This is a genomic window from Desulfomicrobium baculatum DSM 4028 (assembly GCF_000023225.1).
Classification (GTDB): domain Bacteria; phylum Desulfobacterota; class Desulfovibrionia; order Desulfovibrionales; family Desulfomicrobiaceae; genus Desulfomicrobium; species Desulfomicrobium baculatum.
Map to the genome: position 1 here is coordinate 3,790,074 of NC_013173.1, position 18,529 is coordinate 3,808,602.

19 protein-coding genes and 1 other RNA gene are annotated in these 18,529 nt (G+C 56.3%); all 20 read left to right on the forward strand.

Annotated elements, in window-relative coordinates; translation table 11 throughout:
- The first annotated feature begins 39 nt into the window (after positions 1-39).
- Positions 40-1,080, forward strand: coding sequence for a rod shape-determining protein (locus DBAC_RS16770; protein WP_015775515.1), 1,041 nt, complete (start codon positions 40-42; stop codon positions 1,078-1,080).
- Between the two features lie 4 nt (positions 1,081-1,084).
- Entirely contained in the window at positions 1,085-2,101 is a 1,017-nt protein-coding gene (mreC, locus tag DBAC_RS16775) for a rod shape-determining protein MreC (RefSeq protein ID WP_015775516.1), read from the forward strand.
- Entirely contained in the window at positions 2,098-2,604 is a 507-nt protein-coding gene (locus DBAC_RS16780) for a hypothetical protein (RefSeq protein WP_015775517.1), read from the forward strand. The genes mreC and DBAC_RS16780 overlap by 4 nt, the downstream gene beginning before the upstream one ends.
- On the forward strand, positions 2,591-4,384 hold the full coding sequence (gene mrdA, locus DBAC_RS16785) for a penicillin-binding protein 2 (protein ID WP_015775518.1): 1,794 nt from the start codon (positions 2,591-2,593) through the stop codon (positions 4,382-4,384). Before DBAC_RS16780 ends, mrdA begins: the two co-directional genes overlap by 14 nt.
- Positions 4,385-4,396: 12 nt before the next feature.
- The gene (gene rodA / locus DBAC_RS16790; protein ID WP_015775519.1) at positions 4,397-5,506 is read left to right on the forward strand and encodes a rod shape-determining protein RodA; all 1,110 of its coding nucleotides are present in this window, start codon (positions 4,397-4,399) and stop codon (positions 5,504-5,506) included.
- A gap of 268 nt (positions 5,507-5,774) precedes the next feature.
- Positions 5,775-6,197, forward strand: coding sequence for a F0F1 ATP synthase subunit B (locus DBAC_RS16795; protein WP_015775520.1), 423 nt, complete (start codon positions 5,775-5,777; stop codon positions 6,195-6,197).
- A 61-nt stretch (positions 6,198-6,258) separates the two neighbouring features.
- Positions 6,259-6,828, forward strand: a complete 570-nt coding sequence (locus tag DBAC_RS16800; protein ID WP_015775521.1) for a F0F1 ATP synthase subunit B — start codon at positions 6,259-6,261, stop codon at positions 6,826-6,828.
- A complete protein-coding gene (atpH, locus tag DBAC_RS16805; protein WP_015775522.1) occupies positions 6,825-7,379 on the forward strand; it encodes an ATP synthase F1 subunit delta in 555 nt (184 codons plus the stop codon). The genes DBAC_RS16800 and atpH overlap by 4 nt, the downstream gene beginning before the upstream one ends.
- 5 nt (positions 7,380-7,384) lie before the next feature.
- Entirely contained in the window at positions 7,385-8,893 is a 1,509-nt protein-coding gene (atpA, locus tag DBAC_RS16810) for a F0F1 ATP synthase subunit alpha (RefSeq protein ID WP_015775523.1), read from the forward strand.
- Positions 8,894-8,913: 20 nt separating this feature from the next.
- Positions 8,914-9,786, forward strand: a complete 873-nt coding sequence (locus DBAC_RS16815; protein WP_015775524.1) for a F0F1 ATP synthase subunit gamma — start codon at positions 8,914-8,916, stop codon at positions 9,784-9,786.
- A gap of 13 nt (positions 9,787-9,799) precedes the next feature.
- Complete coding sequence (atpD, locus tag DBAC_RS16820) at positions 9,800-11,209, forward strand: F0F1 ATP synthase subunit beta (RefSeq protein ID WP_015775525.1); 1,410 nt, start codon at positions 9,800-9,802, stop codon at positions 11,207-11,209.
- 21 nt (positions 11,210-11,230) lie between these two features.
- A complete protein-coding gene (locus tag DBAC_RS16825) occupies positions 11,231-11,659 on the forward strand; it encodes a F0F1 ATP synthase subunit epsilon (protein WP_015775526.1) in 429 nt (142 codons plus the stop codon).
- A gap of 235 nt (positions 11,660-11,894) precedes the next feature.
- Complete coding sequence (gene glmU / locus DBAC_RS16830; RefSeq protein WP_015775527.1) at positions 11,895-13,277, forward strand: bifunctional UDP-N-acetylglucosamine diphosphorylase/glucosamine-1-phosphate N-acetyltransferase GlmU; 1,383 nt, start codon at positions 11,895-11,897, stop codon at positions 13,275-13,277.
- 8 nt (positions 13,278-13,285) lie between these two features.
- The gene (locus DBAC_RS16835; RefSeq protein ID WP_015775528.1) at positions 13,286-13,465 is read left to right on the forward strand and encodes a hypothetical protein; all 180 of its coding nucleotides are present in this window, start codon (positions 13,286-13,288) and stop codon (positions 13,463-13,465) included.
- Between the two features lie 24 nt (positions 13,466-13,489).
- Entirely contained in the window at positions 13,490-13,735 is a 246-nt protein-coding gene (locus tag DBAC_RS16840) for a cell division protein ZapA (RefSeq protein ID WP_267195246.1), read from the forward strand.
- A gap of 6 nt (positions 13,736-13,741) precedes the next feature.
- A non-coding RNA gene (gene ssrS / locus DBAC_RS18610) (6S RNA) lies at positions 13,742-13,922 on the forward strand.
- A 158-nt stretch (positions 13,923-14,080) separates the two neighbouring features.
- Positions 14,081-15,640, forward strand: coding sequence for a ribonuclease Y (rny, locus tag DBAC_RS16845; protein WP_015775530.1), 1,560 nt, complete (start codon positions 14,081-14,083; stop codon positions 15,638-15,640).
- A 7-nt stretch (positions 15,641-15,647) separates the two neighbouring features.
- Positions 15,648-16,424, forward strand: coding sequence for a TIGR00282 family metallophosphoesterase (locus DBAC_RS16850; protein ID WP_015775531.1), 777 nt, complete (start codon positions 15,648-15,650; stop codon positions 16,422-16,424).
- A 15-nt stretch (positions 16,425-16,439) separates the two neighbouring features.
- Positions 16,440-17,636: a tyrosine--tRNA ligase gene (gene tyrS / locus DBAC_RS16855; protein ID WP_015775532.1), complete on the forward strand. Its 1,197-nt coding sequence runs from the start codon at positions 16,440-16,442 to the stop codon at positions 17,634-17,636.
- A 13-nt stretch (positions 17,637-17,649) separates the two neighbouring features.
- Positions 17,650-18,513 carry a UbiA-like polyprenyltransferase gene (locus tag DBAC_RS16860; protein WP_015775533.1) on the forward strand — a complete coding sequence of 288 codons (864 nt, stop codon included), beginning with the start codon at positions 17,650-17,652 and terminating at the stop codon, positions 18,511-18,513.
- Positions 18,514-18,529: the final 16 nt, after the last annotated feature.

The window sequence follows — 18,529 nt, forward strand, 5'->3', positions numbered from 1 at the left end:
TCCAGCCTACCGCGCTGAACATGATAAAAGAGGAAATATATGTCCAGGATTTTGGATAAGATTTTGGGTTTCTTTTCGAACGATCTGGCCATCGATCTCGGCACCGCAAACACCTGCGTCTACGTCAAGGGCAAGGGGATCGTTCTGCGGGAACCGTCCGTGGTCGCCGTCAAGCGCGACAATCGGGGCAACAACAAGGTTTTGGCTGTGGGCAGCGAAGCCAAGCGGATGCTCGGCCGCACCCCCGGCAACATCGTGGCCATTCGTCCCATGAAGGACGGGGTCATCGCCGATTTCGAAGTGACCGAAGCCATGCTGCGCCATTTCATTTCCAAGGTGCACAACAGCCGCAGGCTGGTCCGGCCCCGCATCGTCATCTGCGTGCCCACCGGCATCACCCAGGTCGAAAAGCGTGCCGTGCGGGAATCCGCCCAAAGCGCCGGAGCGCGCGAGGTTTTTCTGATCGAGGAGCCGATGGCCGCGGCCATCGGCGCGGATCTGCCCATCACCGAGCCGACCTCGAACATGGTCGTCGATATCGGTGGCGGCACCACGGAAGTGGCGGTCATCTCCCTGGCCGGCATCGTCTATTCCAAATCCGTGCGTATCGGCGGCGACAAGATGGACGAGGCGATTCTTCAGCACGTCAAACGCAAATACAACATGCTCATCGGCGAGAGTTCGGCCGAGGACATCAAGACGACCATCGGCTCCGCCTACCCCATGGATCCGGAATTGGTCATGGACGTCAAGGGGCGCGACCTGGTTTCAGGCATTCCCCAGAACATTACCATCACCTCGGAAGAGGTCCGCAAGGCCATCTCCGAGCCCGTCGATTCCATCGTTCAGGCCGTACGCATCGCCCTGGAGCAGACTCCGCCGGAACTGGCGGCGGACATTGTCGACAGGGGCATCGTGCTGACCGGTGGCGGAGCGCTCTTGAAGGGCCTCGACAGCCTGCTGCGCGAGGAGACCTCCCTGCCCATCACCGTGGTCGACGATCCTCTCTCCACGGTGGCGCTGGGGTCGGGCAAGGTCTTGGACAATCTGGATGTCCTGCGCGAGGTAACCATCGAGTAGAGTGATGTCCCCTCGCTTCAAACGCCTGGTCCTCTTTTTTTTTCTTCCGCTGTTCCTCTATTTTTCCATGTACACATGGAACTGGAAGACGGGGTATCTCGATCGCCTGGCCGCCTTGACCGGGATGGAGCTGACCGGGTGGGTCCTGGCCCCGGGCAGATGGCTGCAGAACAATGTCGACGAATTCTGGTCGCGCTACGTCTATCTGGTCGGCGTGCGCCAGGAGAACGAGGACCTGGTCTTGCGGGTGCGGGAGCTTGAGCAGGAGCTGGGCCGCATATCCGAAAAGGCAAAATCCGCCGATCGCCTGACGTCCCTCTTGCGCTTCAGCCCCGAACCCCCCTGGGAGATGCGCGGGGGGCGGGTCATCGGCCAGAAGCTCGGTCCCAACGCGATTCTGGAAACCATACTTGTCGATGTGGGCCTGAGCCACGGCGTAAGGCTCAATGATCCGGTCATCTCGCCCAAGGGCGTGGTCGGAAGAATCGCCAAGCCGGGTCTTCATTTTTCTTCCGTGGTGCTCTTGTCGGATCCCTCCAGCCGAATTCCCGTCATGACCAGCGAGGGCCGCGTGCCGGCCATCGTTCAGGGCCAAGGCGCCGGAGCTTTCCTTGAGGTCAAGTTCATTCCCCGCAACGATCCGGTCAGCCCTGGCGAGATATTGCTCAGCTCCGGCCTGGGCGGCGTTTTTCCCAAGGGCATACCCGTGGCCAGAGTGGTGGAAGTGACTCCGGCGGACGTTTCCCTTTTTCAGCGGGTTTATGCCGAACCCCTTCTCGCCCTGCGTTATTACGAGGAACTCCTGGTCCTGAGCCGTACGGACGGGTTCGACGCCGGTCAGCCCGTCATGTCTCCGGCCGTGACCAACGCGTCCTCTCCCGAGGCTCCCAAGGCTCCCGATAAAACTCCTGCAGCTCAGCCAGCGGCCGAGACCGCGCCTGCGGCGGGTCCGTCGGCAGCACCTCCTTCCGCGCCAGAGCCAGCCACTGTAACACGGCACCCTGTGCGCAAGAAGCCGTGAGACTTTCCGCCGCGCATCCCTCCACTTCGCGAAAAGGTCAAATTCCTGCGGTCATCTGGTGGACAGACTTTCTGATCATCGCCCTGTGGGCGCAGGAACTGTCCGGTGGGCTCGACTTCCTCTCTCCCGGAGTGCTTATCTGCCTGCAGTCCGGGCAGTGGTTGACCGCGCTCTGGATGGGCGTGCTGTGGGTGCTTGTGCAGGAGGGCGGCGGCAATCTGGTTTTTGGCGTAAGTATTCTTTTTTATGCCGGGATGCTGATATTTTTTCTGCTTTCGAAATGGCTGCTCGAGCCGGAAAACCCTCTTTTCATTATTCTGTTCTCGCTGCTGCTGGCGTGCTGGTCATGGGTGGTGCTGAGCGGGGCAATCAGTTTCCAGGAACTGCCGCCCCGGACGTATTCGCCCTGGTCCTGGATTGCCAGGCAGTGGGCTGCGTACATGCTTTTTTGGAGCGGAGCCCTGTTCATTTATCGGCGGGGGGGCAGAAATGGGCGCATTTAACACCCCCGAGCGGCCTCAGATATTTTCCGGCCCACCGCTGTTGCTTGTGTTTCTGGTGGTTCTTTTTTGCATCTTCAGTATCCGCCTGTGGTATCTGCAAATCTACAAAAGTGATTTTTATCAGGGTCGCGCCCAGGAAAACAGAACCAGGCAGAGCACCATGTTTTCTCCACGAGGCATCATCCGGGATCGCACCGGGCAGTTGCTGGCGGAAAACAATCCAGCCTACGCCCTGGCGCTGGTGCGCGAGGACTGCCCGGACATTCCCAAGACGCTGGACCAGATCAGCCGTTGGACCGGCCAGCCTCGGGATGAACTGCAAAAAGCCTTTGAGATCGGTCGCAAGCGGGTCAAACATTTTGACGAGCAGGTCATCGTGCCCAATATCCCGTTTGAGCTTGTGGCCCTGGTCGAGGCTCACCGGCAGGACTGGCCCGGGCTTGTCATCGCCGTGCGCCCCAAGCGTTCCTACGCTTACGGTGAAACGCTGGCGCATGTCCTGGGTTATGTGGCCAGGGCCAATGAAGAGGAACTCATCAATGACCCGGACCTGCAGCTGGGCGACAACGTCGGCAAGCAGGGCGTTGAGCTGATGCTTGAGCGCAGGTTGCGCGGAACCAAGGGTCTTCAGGAGTTTGAGGTCGATGCATCCGGGCGGGTGCTGTCCTCGCGGATTGTATCTTCGCCGGTTATGGGCGAAGATTTGAATTTGAGCATCTCCCTGCCCTTGCAGGAGACCGCGACCAAGGCCCTGGGCGACCGTGCAGGCTCGGTCGTGGCCCTGGATGCCGACACGGGGGAGGTGCTGGCCCTGGTCAGTCTGCCCAGCTATGATCCCAATGAGTTTGTTGTCGGCATCAGTCATGCGAAGTGGAAGGAGTTGCTCGAAGATCCTCTGCATCCTCTGCAGAACCGGCCAGTGCAAAGCACGTATCCTCCCGGATCCATCTTCAAGCTCGCGATAGGGGGGCTTGGGCTTGAGAGCGGCACCGTCAAGCCTTCCTCGACCGTGTTTTGTTCCGGCAGTTACAAGCTCGGCAAGCGAGTTTTTCGCTGTTGGAATAAAGGTGGGCACGGGACGACCGATTTCAAAAAGTCCCTGCGCGAATCGTGCGACGTCTATTATTATCAGCTTGGGGAACAGCTTGGCGTGGAAGCGATCAGCGACTTTGCAATCCGCTGCGGATTCGGAGTCAAGACCGGCGTGGAGCTGCCCCACGAGCGGGCCGGAAACATGCCTACGCCGGAATGGAAATTGAACCGCTTTGGAGAAAAATGGCAGGGCGGAGAGACCTTGAACTACGCCATCGGTCAGGGATACACACTGACTACGCCTTTGCAGGTGGCCAGGTTTGTCGCGGCCCTGGTCAATGACGGGAAGATCCTGCGGCCGACCCTGCTTTTATCCGAGAAGCCCGACGTGGTGGGCGAACTGCCCATGCGTCCCGCGACCAGGAAGCTGATTCTCGACGCCATGGTGGCCACGGTGGAGGAGGAGCGGGGCACTGCCCGGGTTCTTCGCCGTCCCGGACTCAGGATCGGAGGCAAGACCGGCACGGCCCAGGTCGTCAAGCTGCTGGACAAGTACGAAAAGAAAAAGACAAATGAAATCCCCTATAAATACAGGGATCACGCCTGGATGGCCAGCTTCGGGGAAAAGGACGGGAAGCGTTTCGTTGTCGTGTCCATGGTCGAGCACGGCGGTCATGGCGGTTCGGATGCGGGCCCCGTGGCCGGTGCGGTGCTCGACGCTCTCTTGGGCGTTCAATCGGAAGAGTGACCAGGAAAAGAAATGTTCGATAGACGACTCATATTTCATATCAACTGGGGCCTTTTGAGCCTGACCGCGATCCTTTTTTGCGTCGGGGTCATGAATCTGTATTCGGCCAGCACTCTGCGCCTTGCTTCCGGTCTGGAAATCGACACGTACTTCAACAAGCAATTGCTTTGGGGCGGAGTCGGGCTGTGCGTCATGACGGCGCTGGTGCTGGTTGATTACCGTCATTTGAAGTCCATTTCGTGGCCTTTTTTCATCCTCTGCCTGATTCTTCTGCTCGGGGTCAGCGTCGCCGGCAAAACCATTTACGGAGCCAAAAGATGGCTTGATCTCGGTTTTTTCAATCTCCAGCCTACGGAATTGACTAAAATTGCGGTTCTGATTCTTGGCGCCAGACTGATGGCCCGCATGGAGGGAAAACTGGGCTGGCTCAACCTGGGCAAGGCGCTTCTTGTCGGCCTGGTGCCGGCGGCTCTGGTCGTCAAGCAGCCGGATCTTGGTTCGGCTTTGAACATCCTGCTCATTTTGGGGGGCATGGTTCTCTTCAAAGGCGTCACCGGTTCCGTGTTCAGGGTTTTGGTCATCGTGTTGCCGGTCATGGTCCCATTCGGCTGGTTTTTTCTGCACGACTACCAAAAGCAGCGCATTATGACTTTTCTTGACCCGGGAAACGATCCGCTAGGGGCCGGGTACCATATCATTCAGTCCCAGATCGCAATCGGTTCGGGGGGCTTCTGGGGCAAGGGCTTCCTGGAAGGCACCCAGAGTCAGCTGCGGTTCCTGCCGGAAAAGCATACGGATTTTGCCTTCGCCGTGTTCGGCGAAGAGTGGGGGTTCTTCGGGGCCATGATCCTGCTCATCACTTTCTGCGCATTTCTCTACCAGATTTACATTGTGACCATGGAAGCAAAGGATGACTTCGGAAGCTACCTCGCTGCGGGGGTCTTCTTTTATTTCTTTTGGCAAATTCTCATCAATATCGGCATGGTGCTCGGCATAATGCCTGTCGTCGGGATTCCGTTGCCCTTCATCAGCTATGGCGGCAGCGCGTCCGTGGTCAATTTTTGCATGATCGGGCTCGTCCTGAACGTGGCCATGCGCCGTTTCGTTTTCAAGAAAGGTTGATTCTTTTTATTCGCGGTTTTCGCGGGTCTGAATTTTATTCGGTTGCGCATGCGTAAGAAGGCGTGGTTGCGGCGTGCGCGGCCGCCCATTTTTCTTCGAACAGAAAAGCGCGAGCTAGACACGTGAAATTCCGAACAAACTACGAAAACCCATGCCATGCCAATCATTTTGATGATGCTTTGTCCAAAAAGATTTTGACACGAAAATGGGAATCAGATAGAGGCCCTGTGACTTTGAACAAAAATTCACAACCTATTTAGGGGGCGGCATGATTGATCTAGATTACACTTTTTTTGTTCAGCTCGTGAACTTTATGGTCATCCTGACGGTCTTGAATTTGATCCTGTACCGTCCCATCCGGGGGATCATCAAGAAACGGGCCGAGGTCATGAGCCAAAAGCTGGGAACCATCGAGGATTTCGCTGCCAAGGCGGAAGCCAAACTTGAGAGCTACAAGGTCGCATTGAGTGGAGCCCGGGTCGAGGCTCAGCAGTTGCGTGTGACCTTGAAGGCCGAAGGTGTCGCGGTCGAGTCTTCCGTTTTGGCCGAAGCCGGTGCCGAGGCCGCCGAAAAGGTCGCCGCCGCCCGAAAGGAGATCGACGGTCAGAAGCAGACAGCCCTCAAGGCTCTGCGCGGAGAAGTCTCCACCTATGCCAAGAATGTCGCCGACAAGGTGCTGAGCAAGGCATAACGGACCGGGGATTTTTCTTGTGTGTCATAGATTTACTTTTTCATATAAGGAGGGCGGAATTTTGAAAAAGTTCAAGACTGTCGGATTGGTGACGGCAGCACTGGTTCTCTGCGCGGCGATAGCTTTCGCCAGCGACGGAGAGGGTGGAGGGCACAACAAGCTGCTCGACCTTCTCTTTCGCGTAATCAATTTCGGCATTGTCGCGTTCTTGGTCTATAAGTTCGCGGGCAAGCGCATCGCGGACATGTTGTCCGGGCGCAGCAAGCAGATCGAGACGGACCTTGCCGATCTCGACGAGCGCAAGGAAGATGCCGAGAAGCGTCTGCTCGAAGTTGAAGCGAGTATCGCCAATCTTGAGGCCGAAAAAGCCAAGATTCTGGAAGACGCGAAGGCTCAGGGCGAAGCCATGCGTCAGGCGATTGTCGACAAGGCGGAGGTCCAGGCTGCGCAGATCAGAGCCCAGGCTGAAGTTTCGGCGGCCCAGGAAGCAAAGTTGGCCATTGACGCCATCCGCGAAGAACTGGCCGAAAAGATTACCGCTGCTGCTGAAGATCTTGTCAAGAAGCAGCTCAAGAAGAAAGATCACGAAGATTTGGTCAACGAATATCTTAAAAAGGTGGTGCTCAATTGACTGGGAATATCGTAGCAAGACGGTATGCCAAGGCGTTGTTCGCCGTTGCGCAGGCGCAGTCCGATAAGGGCTCGATGGCGCAATACGGTGCCGACTTGGCAAGGCTGGCTGGACTCCTGGAGAATGCGCCTGAGCTCACGAAGATCTTCCGCAACCCAATTTTTGGCGTGGAAGAAAAGAGAGGGGTAATCAATAAAATTCTGGAAAAGGTCGCACCTTGCGCCATGGTCCGGAATTTTTGTCTGCTTCTGGCGGACAAGAACAGATTGTCTTTTCTCCCCGAGATCAACGCATCTTATGGTACGCTTTTGGATTCAGCCCAGGGTGTTCTTCGCGGCAAGCTGGTGACGGCTGTAAAGCTCTCCGACGTTGTGCAGAAGAACGTTGTCGATAAATTGCAAAAAGAGTCGGGCCAGACGGTGGTCCTTGATTACGAAGTGGATCAGGAGATTATTGGCGGGCTTATGCTCAAGATCGGGGACAAGATCCTGGACGCCAGTATTCGCGCTCAGCTGCAAATTTTGAAAGAAAATATCAAAAGGGGTGAGTAGAGGCTATGCAGATCAAAGCAGAAGAAATTAGCCAGATCATCGAAGGCCAGATCAAGAATTACGAGAAAAAGGTCGAGATGAGCGAGACTGGCGTGGTCCTGTCGGTAGGTGACGGTATCGCCCGCGTTTACGGCTGCGAAAACGCGATGGCCATGGAACTCCTCGAGTTCCCCGGTAACGTCATGGGAATGGTCCTTAACCTTGAAGAAGATTCCGTTGGTGTCGCCCTTCTCGGTGAGACCGAGCACATCAAGGAAGGCGACATCGTCAAACGTACGGGCCGGATTTTCCAGGTTCCCGTCGGCGACGCGGTCATGGGCCGTGTCATCGACCCCTTGGGCAATCCCATCGACGGTCTCGGACCGATCCAGACGGATCTGTTCCGTAACGTTGAAATCAAGGCTCCCGGCATCATCGCCCGTAAGTCGGTACATGAGCCGATGTACACCGGTCTGAAGGCCATCGACGCGATGACGCCCATCGGCCGCGGACAGCGCGAACTCATCATTGGCGACCGTCAGGTCGGCAAGACCGCTGTCGGCGTCGACGCCATCATCGCCCAGAAGAACAGCGACATCCATTGTTTCTACGTCGCCATCGGCCAGAAGCGTTCCACCGTTGCCCAGGTTGTTGAGGCCCTTCGTCAGAACGGCGCTCTGGAATACACGACCGTCATCTCCTCCACCGCCTCCGAGCCGGCGCCGCTGCAGTTCATCGCTGCCTACTGCGGATGCACCATGGCGGAGTTCTACCGTGACAACGGCAAGCACGCCCTGATTGTTTATGACGATCTGTCCAAGCAGGCTGTGGCCTACCGCCAGATGTCCCTGTTGCTGCGCCGCCCTCCGGGACGCGAAGCTTTCCCCGGCGACGTTTTCTACCTCCACTCCCGCCTGCTGGAGCGCTCCTGCAAGGTCAACGACAAGCTGGGCGCCGGTTCCCTGACCGCCCTGCCGGTCATCGAGACCCAGGCCGGCGACGTGTCCGCGTACATCCCGACCAACGTTATCTCCATCACCGACGGCCAGGTCTATCTTGAGCCCAACCTGTTCATGGCCGGCATCCGTCCCGCCATCAACGTTGGTCTGTCCGTATCCCGAGTCGGCGGCGCGGCCCAGATCAAGGCCATGAAGAAGGTTGCCGGTACGCTGCGTCTCGACCTTGCCCAGTATCGCGAACTGGCCGCTTTTGCGCAGTTCGGTTCCGACCTGGACAAGGCCACCAAGACCAAGCTGACCCGAGGCGAGCGCCTGGTCGAACTGCTCAAGCAGCCCCAGTACAAGCCTATGGTCGTCGAAGAGCAGGTTTCCGTTCTTTACGCAGGCACCCGCGGATTCCTTGATGACGTAGCCGTTACTGACGCCATCCGCTTCGGTGAAGAACTGGTTGAGTTCATGCGCAATCAGAAATCCGACATCCTGGCTGAAATCGTTCAGACCAAGGATCTTGGCAGTGAAACCGAAAAGAAACTGGCTGATGCGATCAATGAGTTCAAAGCCGGTTTTAAAGCCTAGGATCGTTTAAGGAGTCTTAAATGGCATCACTCAGGGACATTCAGAATAAAATCGTCGGTGTAAAGAAGACCAAGCAGATTACGAAAGCGATGAACATGGTCGCTTCCGCAAAGCTGCGCGGTGCTCAGGGTCGCATCGAGCGCTTTCGTCCCTATGCTGATAAGTTCAATGACATTCTTATCGATCTGGCTTCCCGCGCCGACGCCAGCGCGCATCCCTTGCTTGAAAAGCGCGAGGTCATTCAGAACATCGGAATTGTACTGGTGACATCGGACAAAGGGTTGTGCGGCAGTTTCAACGCGAACTTGTGCAACGCCGCCAACAGGCTGGCCAAGCAGAAGGAAGCAGAAGGCAAGACGGTCAAGTTTATCTGCATTGGAAAGAAAGGCAGAGACTTCATCCGCAAGACGAAATTCGAGATTACTACCGCTTACGCTGAAAACATGACACACTTTGATTTTCAGTTGGCAAGCGAAACAGGAAATCTCGTCATTGACGGATATCTCTCTGGGCAATTTGACGAGGTGCACATTGTTTACGGAAAATTCGTAAACATCGCCAGGCAGGAAGCGACATCGTCGCAGATTCTCCCCGCCGAAACGCCCGAAGTGGAGGCCCCGGCCGGCGCTTCGAGCGAATACATCTTCGAGCCGTCAGTGGAAGGTCTTTTGGCCGAGCTGCTGCCCAGGTATGTGAAGGTTCAGATGTACCGCGGCCTGCTCGACACGTCGGCCAGTGAGCACGCAGCTCGCATGTCGGCCATGGATAACGCGACAAAGAACTGCGACGAAATGGTCGGCAGCCTGACTAAAGTCTACAACAAGGCGCGCCAGTCAAGTATCACCACCCAATTAATGGACATCGTAGGCGGTGCCGAGGCACTGAAAGGATAAGGGGGCATAACGCATGAGTGCTGTTAATACCGGTAAAATAGTGCAGGTCATTGGACCTGTTGTTGACTTGGAGTTTGCCGAAGGCAACCTTCCAAGTATTTTGAACGCTGTTCTCATTACGAACCCGACCATTGATGCCGAAGAAGACAACCTGGTTGTTGAAGTCGCGCAGCATCTTGGCAACAGCGTTGTCCGCTGCATCGCCATGGACAACACTGACGGCTTGGTTCGCGGCCAGATCGGCAAGGACACGGGCAAGCCTATCCAGGTACCCGTCGGCAAGGCTTCCCTGGGACGAATTCTGAACGTCGTAGGCCGCCCCGTGGATGAAAAGGGTCCCATCTCCTCCGAGAAGATGTACCCCATCCATCGCCCTGCTCCCGGATTCACCGAACAGTCGACCAAGATTGAAGTGCTGGAGACCGGCGTCAAGGTTATCGACCTGCTCGTACCTTTCCCCAAGGGCGGAAAGATGGGCATGTTCGGTGGTGCGGGCGTTGGCAAGACCGTTATTCTCATGGAAATGATCAACAACATCGCCAAGAACCACGGTGGTATTTCCGTGTTCGCGGGTGTTGGCGAGCGCACACGTGAAGGTAACGACCTTTATCATGAAATGATCGAAGCCGGGGTTCTGGATAAAGCCTGCCTCGTCTACGGTCAGATGAACGAACCTCCGGGAGCCCGTTCCCGCGTTGCGCTGACCGCTCTGGCTGCCGCGGAATACTTCCGTGACGAAGAAAACCAGGACGTGCTGCTCTTCGTAGACAACATCTTCCGTTTCACCCAGGCCGGCTCGGAAGTCTCCGCGCTTCTTGGCCGCATGCCTTCCGCGGTTGGTTACCAGCCGACGCTGGGTACCGACCTTGGTGAGCTGCAGGAACGTATTACTTCCACCAAAACGGGTTCCATCACCTCGGTTCAGGCCGTTTACGTCCCTGCCGATGACTTGACCGACCCCGCTCCTGCAACAACCTTCTCGCATCTTGACGGAACCATCGTTCTTTCCCGTCAGATCGCAGAGCTTGGTATTTACCCTGCAGTGGATCCTCTTGACTCCACTTCGCGCATTCTGGATCCCAACGTCATCGGCATGGACCACTACATGACTGCCCGTGCTGTGCAGCGTCTGCTTCAGAAGTACAAGGATCTGCAGGATATCATCGCGATTCTGGGTATGGACGAACTGTCTGATGAAGATAAGCTGTCCGTTTCCAGAGCACGCAAGATTCAGCGATTCCTGTCCCAGCCTTTCTTCGTTGCAGCCCAGTTTACCGGCAAGGAAGGCCGCTATGTGAAGCTCGAAGAGACCATCAAGAGCTTCAAGGAAATCATTGAAGGCAAGCACGATTCCGTTCCGGAGTCCTGCTTCTACATGGTAGGCGGACTTGAAGAGGCATTGGAAAACGCCAAGAAACAGTAATTCTTGCTCTGGGGTATTGATATGGCTAAAACAATTACGCTTGAAATAGTGACACCAGACAAGATGGTGCTCAAGGAAGAGGTCGATTATGTCGGCGCTCCCGGCATCAATGGCGAATTCGGTGTCCTGCCCAATCATATCCCGTTTCTCTCTGCACTTGGTATCGGGAGCCTTTACTACAAACTCAACGGCAAGAAATACTTTGTTTTTGTTGCCGGCGGTTTTGCTGAAGTCTCCCCTGCAAAGGTGACGGTTCTTGCCGAAGTAGCGGAAAGAGCTGAAGACATCGATCTGGAAAGAGCTCGCAGAGCTCAGGACAGAGCCGAGCAGCGCACCAAACAGCAACAGGAGAAATTGGATCACGCAGCCGTGCAGGCTGCATTGGCCAGAGCACTTCATCGCATGAAATGCCGACAGAATGCTGTAAGTGAAGGCACTTGCCGCATGTAATGACCGCAGATTCAGTTATTATGAAAAGCAGGCTCCCCGGAGCCTGCTTTTTTTTTGAGCATTGAATCTTGAGAATAATATAATATCTCGATATCAAATATTAAGATTTTTGCGTGGTCGAAGAAATTGGCACTCGCATTGTTTTAATGAGCCGTCTCCTTGGCCGACAGGCTGGAAAATTGGGTGAGCCTTATTGTGCGGGAAGGAGCTGAAATCATCTTTTTTGAGGATAATCATGAAGCCAGAATTAGGATATGTTATCTTGGCAGCCGGAAAAGGCACGCGCATGCACTCTGATTCACCGAAAGTTTTGCATCAGGTTTTGGGAAAGCCCCTGCTTGGCTATGTTTACGACGCGCTGACGCATGTCCCGCCAACCCAGGTCTGGACCGTGATCGGCTTTCAGGCTGAAAAGGTGCAAGACTGCTTTTTGGGTCAGCAGGGGCAGTTTGTCCTTCAGGACGAGCAGCTTGGCACAGGTCATGCCGTGATGCTCGCCTGGCCGCATGTTGCCGCGAGTGGGATTTCCCATCTTTGCGTGCTGAACGGTGATACTCCGCATGTACCAACAGAAGCCATTTCTAATTTAGTCGATTTATGCGCGGCCCAAAACGCGGGCATGGGCATGCTGACGTTGCATCTTGAGAATCCTTTTGGCTACGGACGGGTCATCCGCAACGCAGACAACTGCGTAGAGCGGGTCGTGGAAGAAAAGGATTTCGTTGCAGCTGACCATGGCGGTGAGGTCTGCGAGGTCAATTCCGGGGTGTATGTGTTCGATGTGACGCGCTGCGGGCCGCTATTCGAGAAGATGGACCGCAATAACGCCCAGCAGGAATATTATCTCACACAGATGATCGCCATCTGCGCTGCCGAGGGATTGCCTGTGGTTGGATTGCCTTTTGCCGGCTCGGAGCTGTTGCGGGGCATCAATTCGCCGCGAGAGTTGGTTCGGTTTGAAGAATCGCTGCGCTTGCAGATCGTGGACAATTTGCTGGATTCCGGTGTCATCCTGCGCAACAGCGAGTCGATATACATCGGGCCCGACGTTGCCGTCGCTCCCGGCGCTGAAATAATGGGACCGTGCGAAATATACGGATGCTCGCGAATTGAGCGCGGGGCGTCCATCTCTTCGCATTGCTGGATCAAGGATTCTGTTCTTGGTCCTTGCCAAGTGAAATCCTTTTCTCATATTGAAGGTTCTCACATCCGGGCCGGAGCCAGCGTAGGTCCGTACGGACGGATACGACCCGGGTCCGATATCGGGGAAGATGCGCGCGTGGGCAACTTCGTCGAGGTCAAGAAATCCGTGCTGCATGCCGGTGCCAAGGCGGGCCATCTTTCCTATCTGGGCGATAGCGACATTGGTCCCGGAGTGAATATCGGCGCAGGAACCATCACCTGCAATTATGACGGGGCCAGGAAGCACCGCACGGAAATTCATGAGAACGCCTTTATCGGCAGCAACACGGCACTGGTCGCTCCCGTGGTCGTGGGTGCGGGCGCTCTTGTCGCCGCCGGTTCAGTGGTTACTAGAAATGTTCCTGATGGTGCCCTGTGCGTGGCCAGGGCCAGACAGTCGAATTTGGATCGCAAGAAAAAATCACCTCAATCCTAGGATAACTTATGGATATTCTTAATCAGCTGACAGAAAAAATAACGCTCCTGCTGGAGCGCCAGGAAGCATTGAAACTAGAGAATATGCAATTAAAGGAGTCTCTTGAGCAGGAACGCCAGACCAAGGAAGCCGTTCTGTCCAGGGTGGAAAATATCTTGAACAGCCTGCAAGAGGTTGATAGAAACTAACTAATGCCAGGATACAATTTGACAGTGCTCGGCCTCGATCTTTCCTTCGCGGCCGATGTCTCGCCCGAGCGGATTCACAAAGCTGTTGACCTGGTTCATCAGCGCTACAAGGATCTCGAAGGGCGGGTCAGTCACATGAGCAAGGAGCGGCTTTTGACATACCTGGCGTTGAGTCTGGCCGACGATTATTTACATGATCAAGGGAAGATGTCGCAACTGGAAGGCACGTTGCAACAGCTTCTTACGAAGATAGATAGTCCTGAAGAATAGTGAACAAGTACCCTGGAGGGTCAGTGATTGGTGATGCGTTTTTGAGCCAATAAAGCGTACTAAGGGTAGCTTACAACGGTCTTGTGTGCACGCTTCGGACAACCGGAGAAGCCTGATGGACTGTAGCCAACCCCCTCTTAACTTAAGAGGTTCAAAATGATTCCCAACACTGCCTTCCGGGGCTTTTAACTGGTTCGCCCCTTCCAAAAGCCAGTCTCTCATACCCTCCTTGCCGATCGTAATTAAGCGCTCGCGCTGTTGTCTCGTCGGTCCGATTTAAGGACAGGGACGACATATCATGGTCGTTGCGCAGCCATCTTAAATATATTGTGCCAAGGAGTTTCCATGACCAGCCAAATCATAATCACCGCTTTTATTTGCACCGGAATTGGTGCGGTTGCGGGTTTTTTGTTCAAGAAATACATCACCGATCAAGAGAATGACGACGCGCGCAAATTGTCCGAGCGGATTCTGGATGAAGCCAAGAAGGATGCGCAGGCGCACAAGAAAGAGGTTTTGCTCCAGGCTCAGGACGAGGTTTTCGCCCTGAAGAAGGAAGTCGAACAGGATGCTAAGGACCGAGAGCGCGAGCTGAAAAAGAACGAGGCCAGGTTGCAGGCCAAGGAAGAGCGTCTGGAAAAGAAGGTGGAATCTCTGGCTCTGAAGGAAAGCGAGCTGGTCAGCCTGGAGAAGAAGGTTGCCAAGCAGGAGCGCGCCGTCGAGGAGAAGGAGGAGGGGTTGCAGGAATTGATCGCCGCCCAGCAGACCCGCCTGGAGGAAATTTCAGGTTTGACCGGTGAAGAGGCCCGCGCCCGCCTCATGCAGGAAATTGAGAGCAAGGCACGCCATGAGGCGGCCAAGATGGTGCGGGTGATCGAGGTCGAAGCGCAGGAGACCGCGCACCGCAAGGCGCAGATGATCATTGCTAGCGCGGTCCAGCGTTACGCTGGCGATTATGTCTCCGAACATACGGTCAGCTCCGTGGAGCTGCCCAGCGAAGACATGAAGGGGCGCATTATCGGTCGCGAAGGCCGCAACATCCGGGCCATCGAAGCGGCCACGGGTGTTGATCTGATCATCGACGACACGCCGGAAACGGTCATTTTGTCCGCATACAACCCGCTGCGCCGCGAGGTGGCCAAGAGGTCGCTCGAAAGACTGATCAGCGATGGCCGCATTCATCCCGCGCGTATCGAGGATATCGTCAAGAAGGTTGAAAAGGAGATGGATGTCCAGATCCGCGAGATTGGCGAGCAGGCCACTTTCGATCTCGGCGTGCACGGCATTCATCCCGAGATAGTGAGGCTGCTGGGCCAGTTGCGTTTCCGCACGAGTTTCACCCAGAATGTTCTGCAGCATTCCCTTGAGGTGGCTTTTTTGTGCGGAATCATGGCCGCCGAGCTTGGGCTGGACATTAAGAAGGCCAAGCGGGCCGGGTTGCTGCACGACCTGGGCAAGGCCGTGGACCACGAAGTCGAGGGTCCGCACGCGCTGATCGGCGCTGATCTGGCCAAGAAATACAATGAGTCCGCCGAAATCGTGCACGCCATCGCCGCGCATCACGAGGATGTCCCGCCTAAGTCCGTTTATGCCGTGTTGGTCCAGGCCGCGGACAGTCTCTCCGGAGCCCGCCCCGGCGCGCGCAAGGAGCTTCTTGAGAGCTATGTGAAGCGTCTGGAGGAACTCGAAGGGATTGCCACCGGATTTGCCGGCGTCAGCAGAGCCTTTGCCATTCAGGCCGGCAGGGAAGTTCGGGTCATGGTGGACTGCGAGGCGGTCAACGACGACCAGATTTACATGCTGAGCAAGGACATCGCCAAGCAGATCGAAGAGAAAATGACCTATCCGGGTCAAATCCGGGTTACGGTCATCCGCGAGAAGAGGGCAGTGGGCATTGCTAAATAGTTCCCGAATGCGACTTCTTTTCCTTGGCGACATCGTAGGTAACAGTGGGCGGCAGATGGTGAAAGACCATCTGCCGCGTTTGCGTCGGGAATTGGAGCTGGACGTGGTTCTGGCCAACGGCGAGAACGCTTCCGGCGGGCTTGGACTCTCGGCCAAAAGCGCGCAGGAGCTGCACCGCTGCGGGGTGGATGTCCTGACCACCGGAAACCATGTCTGGAAGTTTCCCGACATCCGCCCGGCATTGCACAATGAACCATGGCTGCTGCGTCCGGCCAACTACCCTGCGTCAGCGCCTGGCCGTGGAGCCGGCGTTTACGAATTGGGCGAGAATCTGCCGCCGCTCATGGTCGTCAATCTGCAAGGGCGGACTTTCATGGAAGCCATCGACTGCCCCTTCACGGTTGCCGAGAACCTGGTGGCCCAGGCTCCGCCAGAGGCTGTGATTGTGATCGACATGCACGCCGAAGCCACCTCGGAAAAGCGCGCTTTGGCCCATATGCTGCGCGGACGCGTGCAGGCGGTGCTTGGCACGCATACCCATGTCCAGACCAACGACGCGTATATCTTCGACGGAATCACAGGCTACATTTCCGATTTGGGGATGTGCGGGCCGGAAGATTCCTGCCTGGGCATGGACAGCGACATAATTTTACGCAGATTCAGGACAGGACTGCCCCAGCGTTTTGAGCTGGCCAAAGGGCCGTGCATGCTCAACGGGGCGCTTATGGAAGTGGTTGACGGTCAATGCCGCGAGATCACGGCATGGCAATACAGGGCATCTTAAAGAACAGGAACCGCCATGACAGATATGGAATTGGCTCGGCAGCTGGAGCAGATCCGGCGCGGGAGCGTTGAGATCATCAACGAAGAGGAATTGGTCGCAAAACTGCGCAGGGGCGTTCCGCTGCGGATCAAGGCCGGGTTTGATCCCACGGCCCCGGACCTGCATCTCGGGCATACGGTGCTGATCCAGAAGCTCAAGCATTTTCAGGAGCTTGGGCATCAGGTTATTTTTCTGATCGGTGATTTCACCGGCATGATCGGTGACCCCTCCGGCAAGTCCGAAACACGCAAGAAATTGACCCGCGAAGAGGTTCTCCGCAACGCCGAGACTTACAAGAAGCAGATTTTCAAGATTTTGGATCAGGATCGCACCGAGATCGCGTTCAACTCCACCTGGATGGACACGTTTTCCGCAGCTGAATTCATCGAGCTTTGCTCTCGCTACACCGTGGCCCGCATGCTTGAGCGAGATGATTTTGAAAAGCGGTTCAAGGGCAACCAGCCTATCTCCATCCACGAATTCCTTTACCCGCTGGTACAGGGATACGATTCCGTGGCCCTCAAGGCGGATGTCGAGCTCGGTGGCACGGACCAGAAGTTCAATCTGCTCATGGGACGCCACCTGCAGCGCGAACACGGTCAGGCATCGCAGATCGTACTGACCATGCCCATTCTGGAGGGCCTCGACGGGGTCCAGAAAATGAGCAAGTCGCTGGGCAACTACATCGGCATAGATGAGGCTCCGGGCGACATGTTCGGCAAGCTGATGTCCATTTCCGACGAACTGATGTGGCGCTATTATGAGCTGCTTTCCGACAGTTCCCTGGAACGGATCGGTACCCTGCGCGAGCAGGTACAGTCCGGCGCCCTGCATCCCAAGGTCGCCAAAGAGGATTTGGCCCAGGAGATCACGACGCGCTTTCACGGAGCCGAGGCCGGCGTTGCTGCGCGCGAGGCTTTCAACTCCGTGTTCGCCAAGCAGGGCATCCCTGAGGATATCGAGGTTTTTTCCGTGCAGGCCGGAGCGCTGCTGGTCGATGTCCTGAGCGACAGCGGCGTGTGCTCTTCCAAGGGTGATGCCCGGCGGATGTGCAAGCAAAACGCCGTGACCATTGACGGACGCAAGGAAGAGGATGCGGCGTTTGCATTTGCGCCGGGAGAGTACGTGCTCAAGATCGGCAAGAAGAGATTCCTGAAGCTCGTGGCCGCGTAAGGGGGATTCGCCGATGCTTTCGATGTGGCGCAAAACCGTTCTCCTGGCGCGCATGGTCAAGATCGAACATTCGATCTTTGCCTTGCCGTTCGCCTACCTCGGGATGATCTGGGCTGCGGGCGGCTGGCCGGGCTGGAAGATATTTCTGGCGCTGACCGTGGCCATGGTGGCCGTGCGTTCCTTTGCCATGGCGGTCAATCGCCTCGCGGATCTCCCCATCGATGCGAAAAACCCGCGCACCCAGACCAGGCCCCTGGTGACGGGCGAACTCAGTGTTTTCGAAACACTCGTTTTCATAGCCGTCAGCGCCCTCGTCTTTGTCGGTGCGTGCTGGCAGCTCAACCCCCTGTGTCTGGCGCTTTCTCCACTGGCTCTGGTCTGGTCCGCAATGTACAGCTATACCAAGCGTTTTACCTCTCTGTGCCATTTTTTTCTGGGCACGGTACTGGGGCTTGCTCCGCTGGCAGGATGGCTCGCCGTGTCGCCGGAGGTTGCGCTTGCTCCAGTTCTTCTGGCTCTGGGGGTTACTTTTTGGGTCGGTGGATTTGACATTCTTTACGCATGTCAGGACGCCGAGTTCGATCAGAGTGAGGGCCTGCATTCTCTGCCGGCAGGCAAAGGGGTGCCGATCGCTCTGGCGCTTTCGACCTTCAGCCATGTGGTCACGGCCCTCTTTTTTCTTCTGGCCGGCTGGGCCGCAGGCGCCGGGATTGTGTACGCGGGTTTTTGCCTGGTCGTGGCGGCGATCCTGCTTTTCGAGCATCGGCTGATCTCTGCCGACGATTTGAGCCGGGTTAACCTTGCTTTTTTCACCTTGAACGGATTTGTAGCGGTTTTCTTGTTCGCGGGCGCTGTCATCGACACGGCGCTCAGGTAAATACTATTCAGGGAGC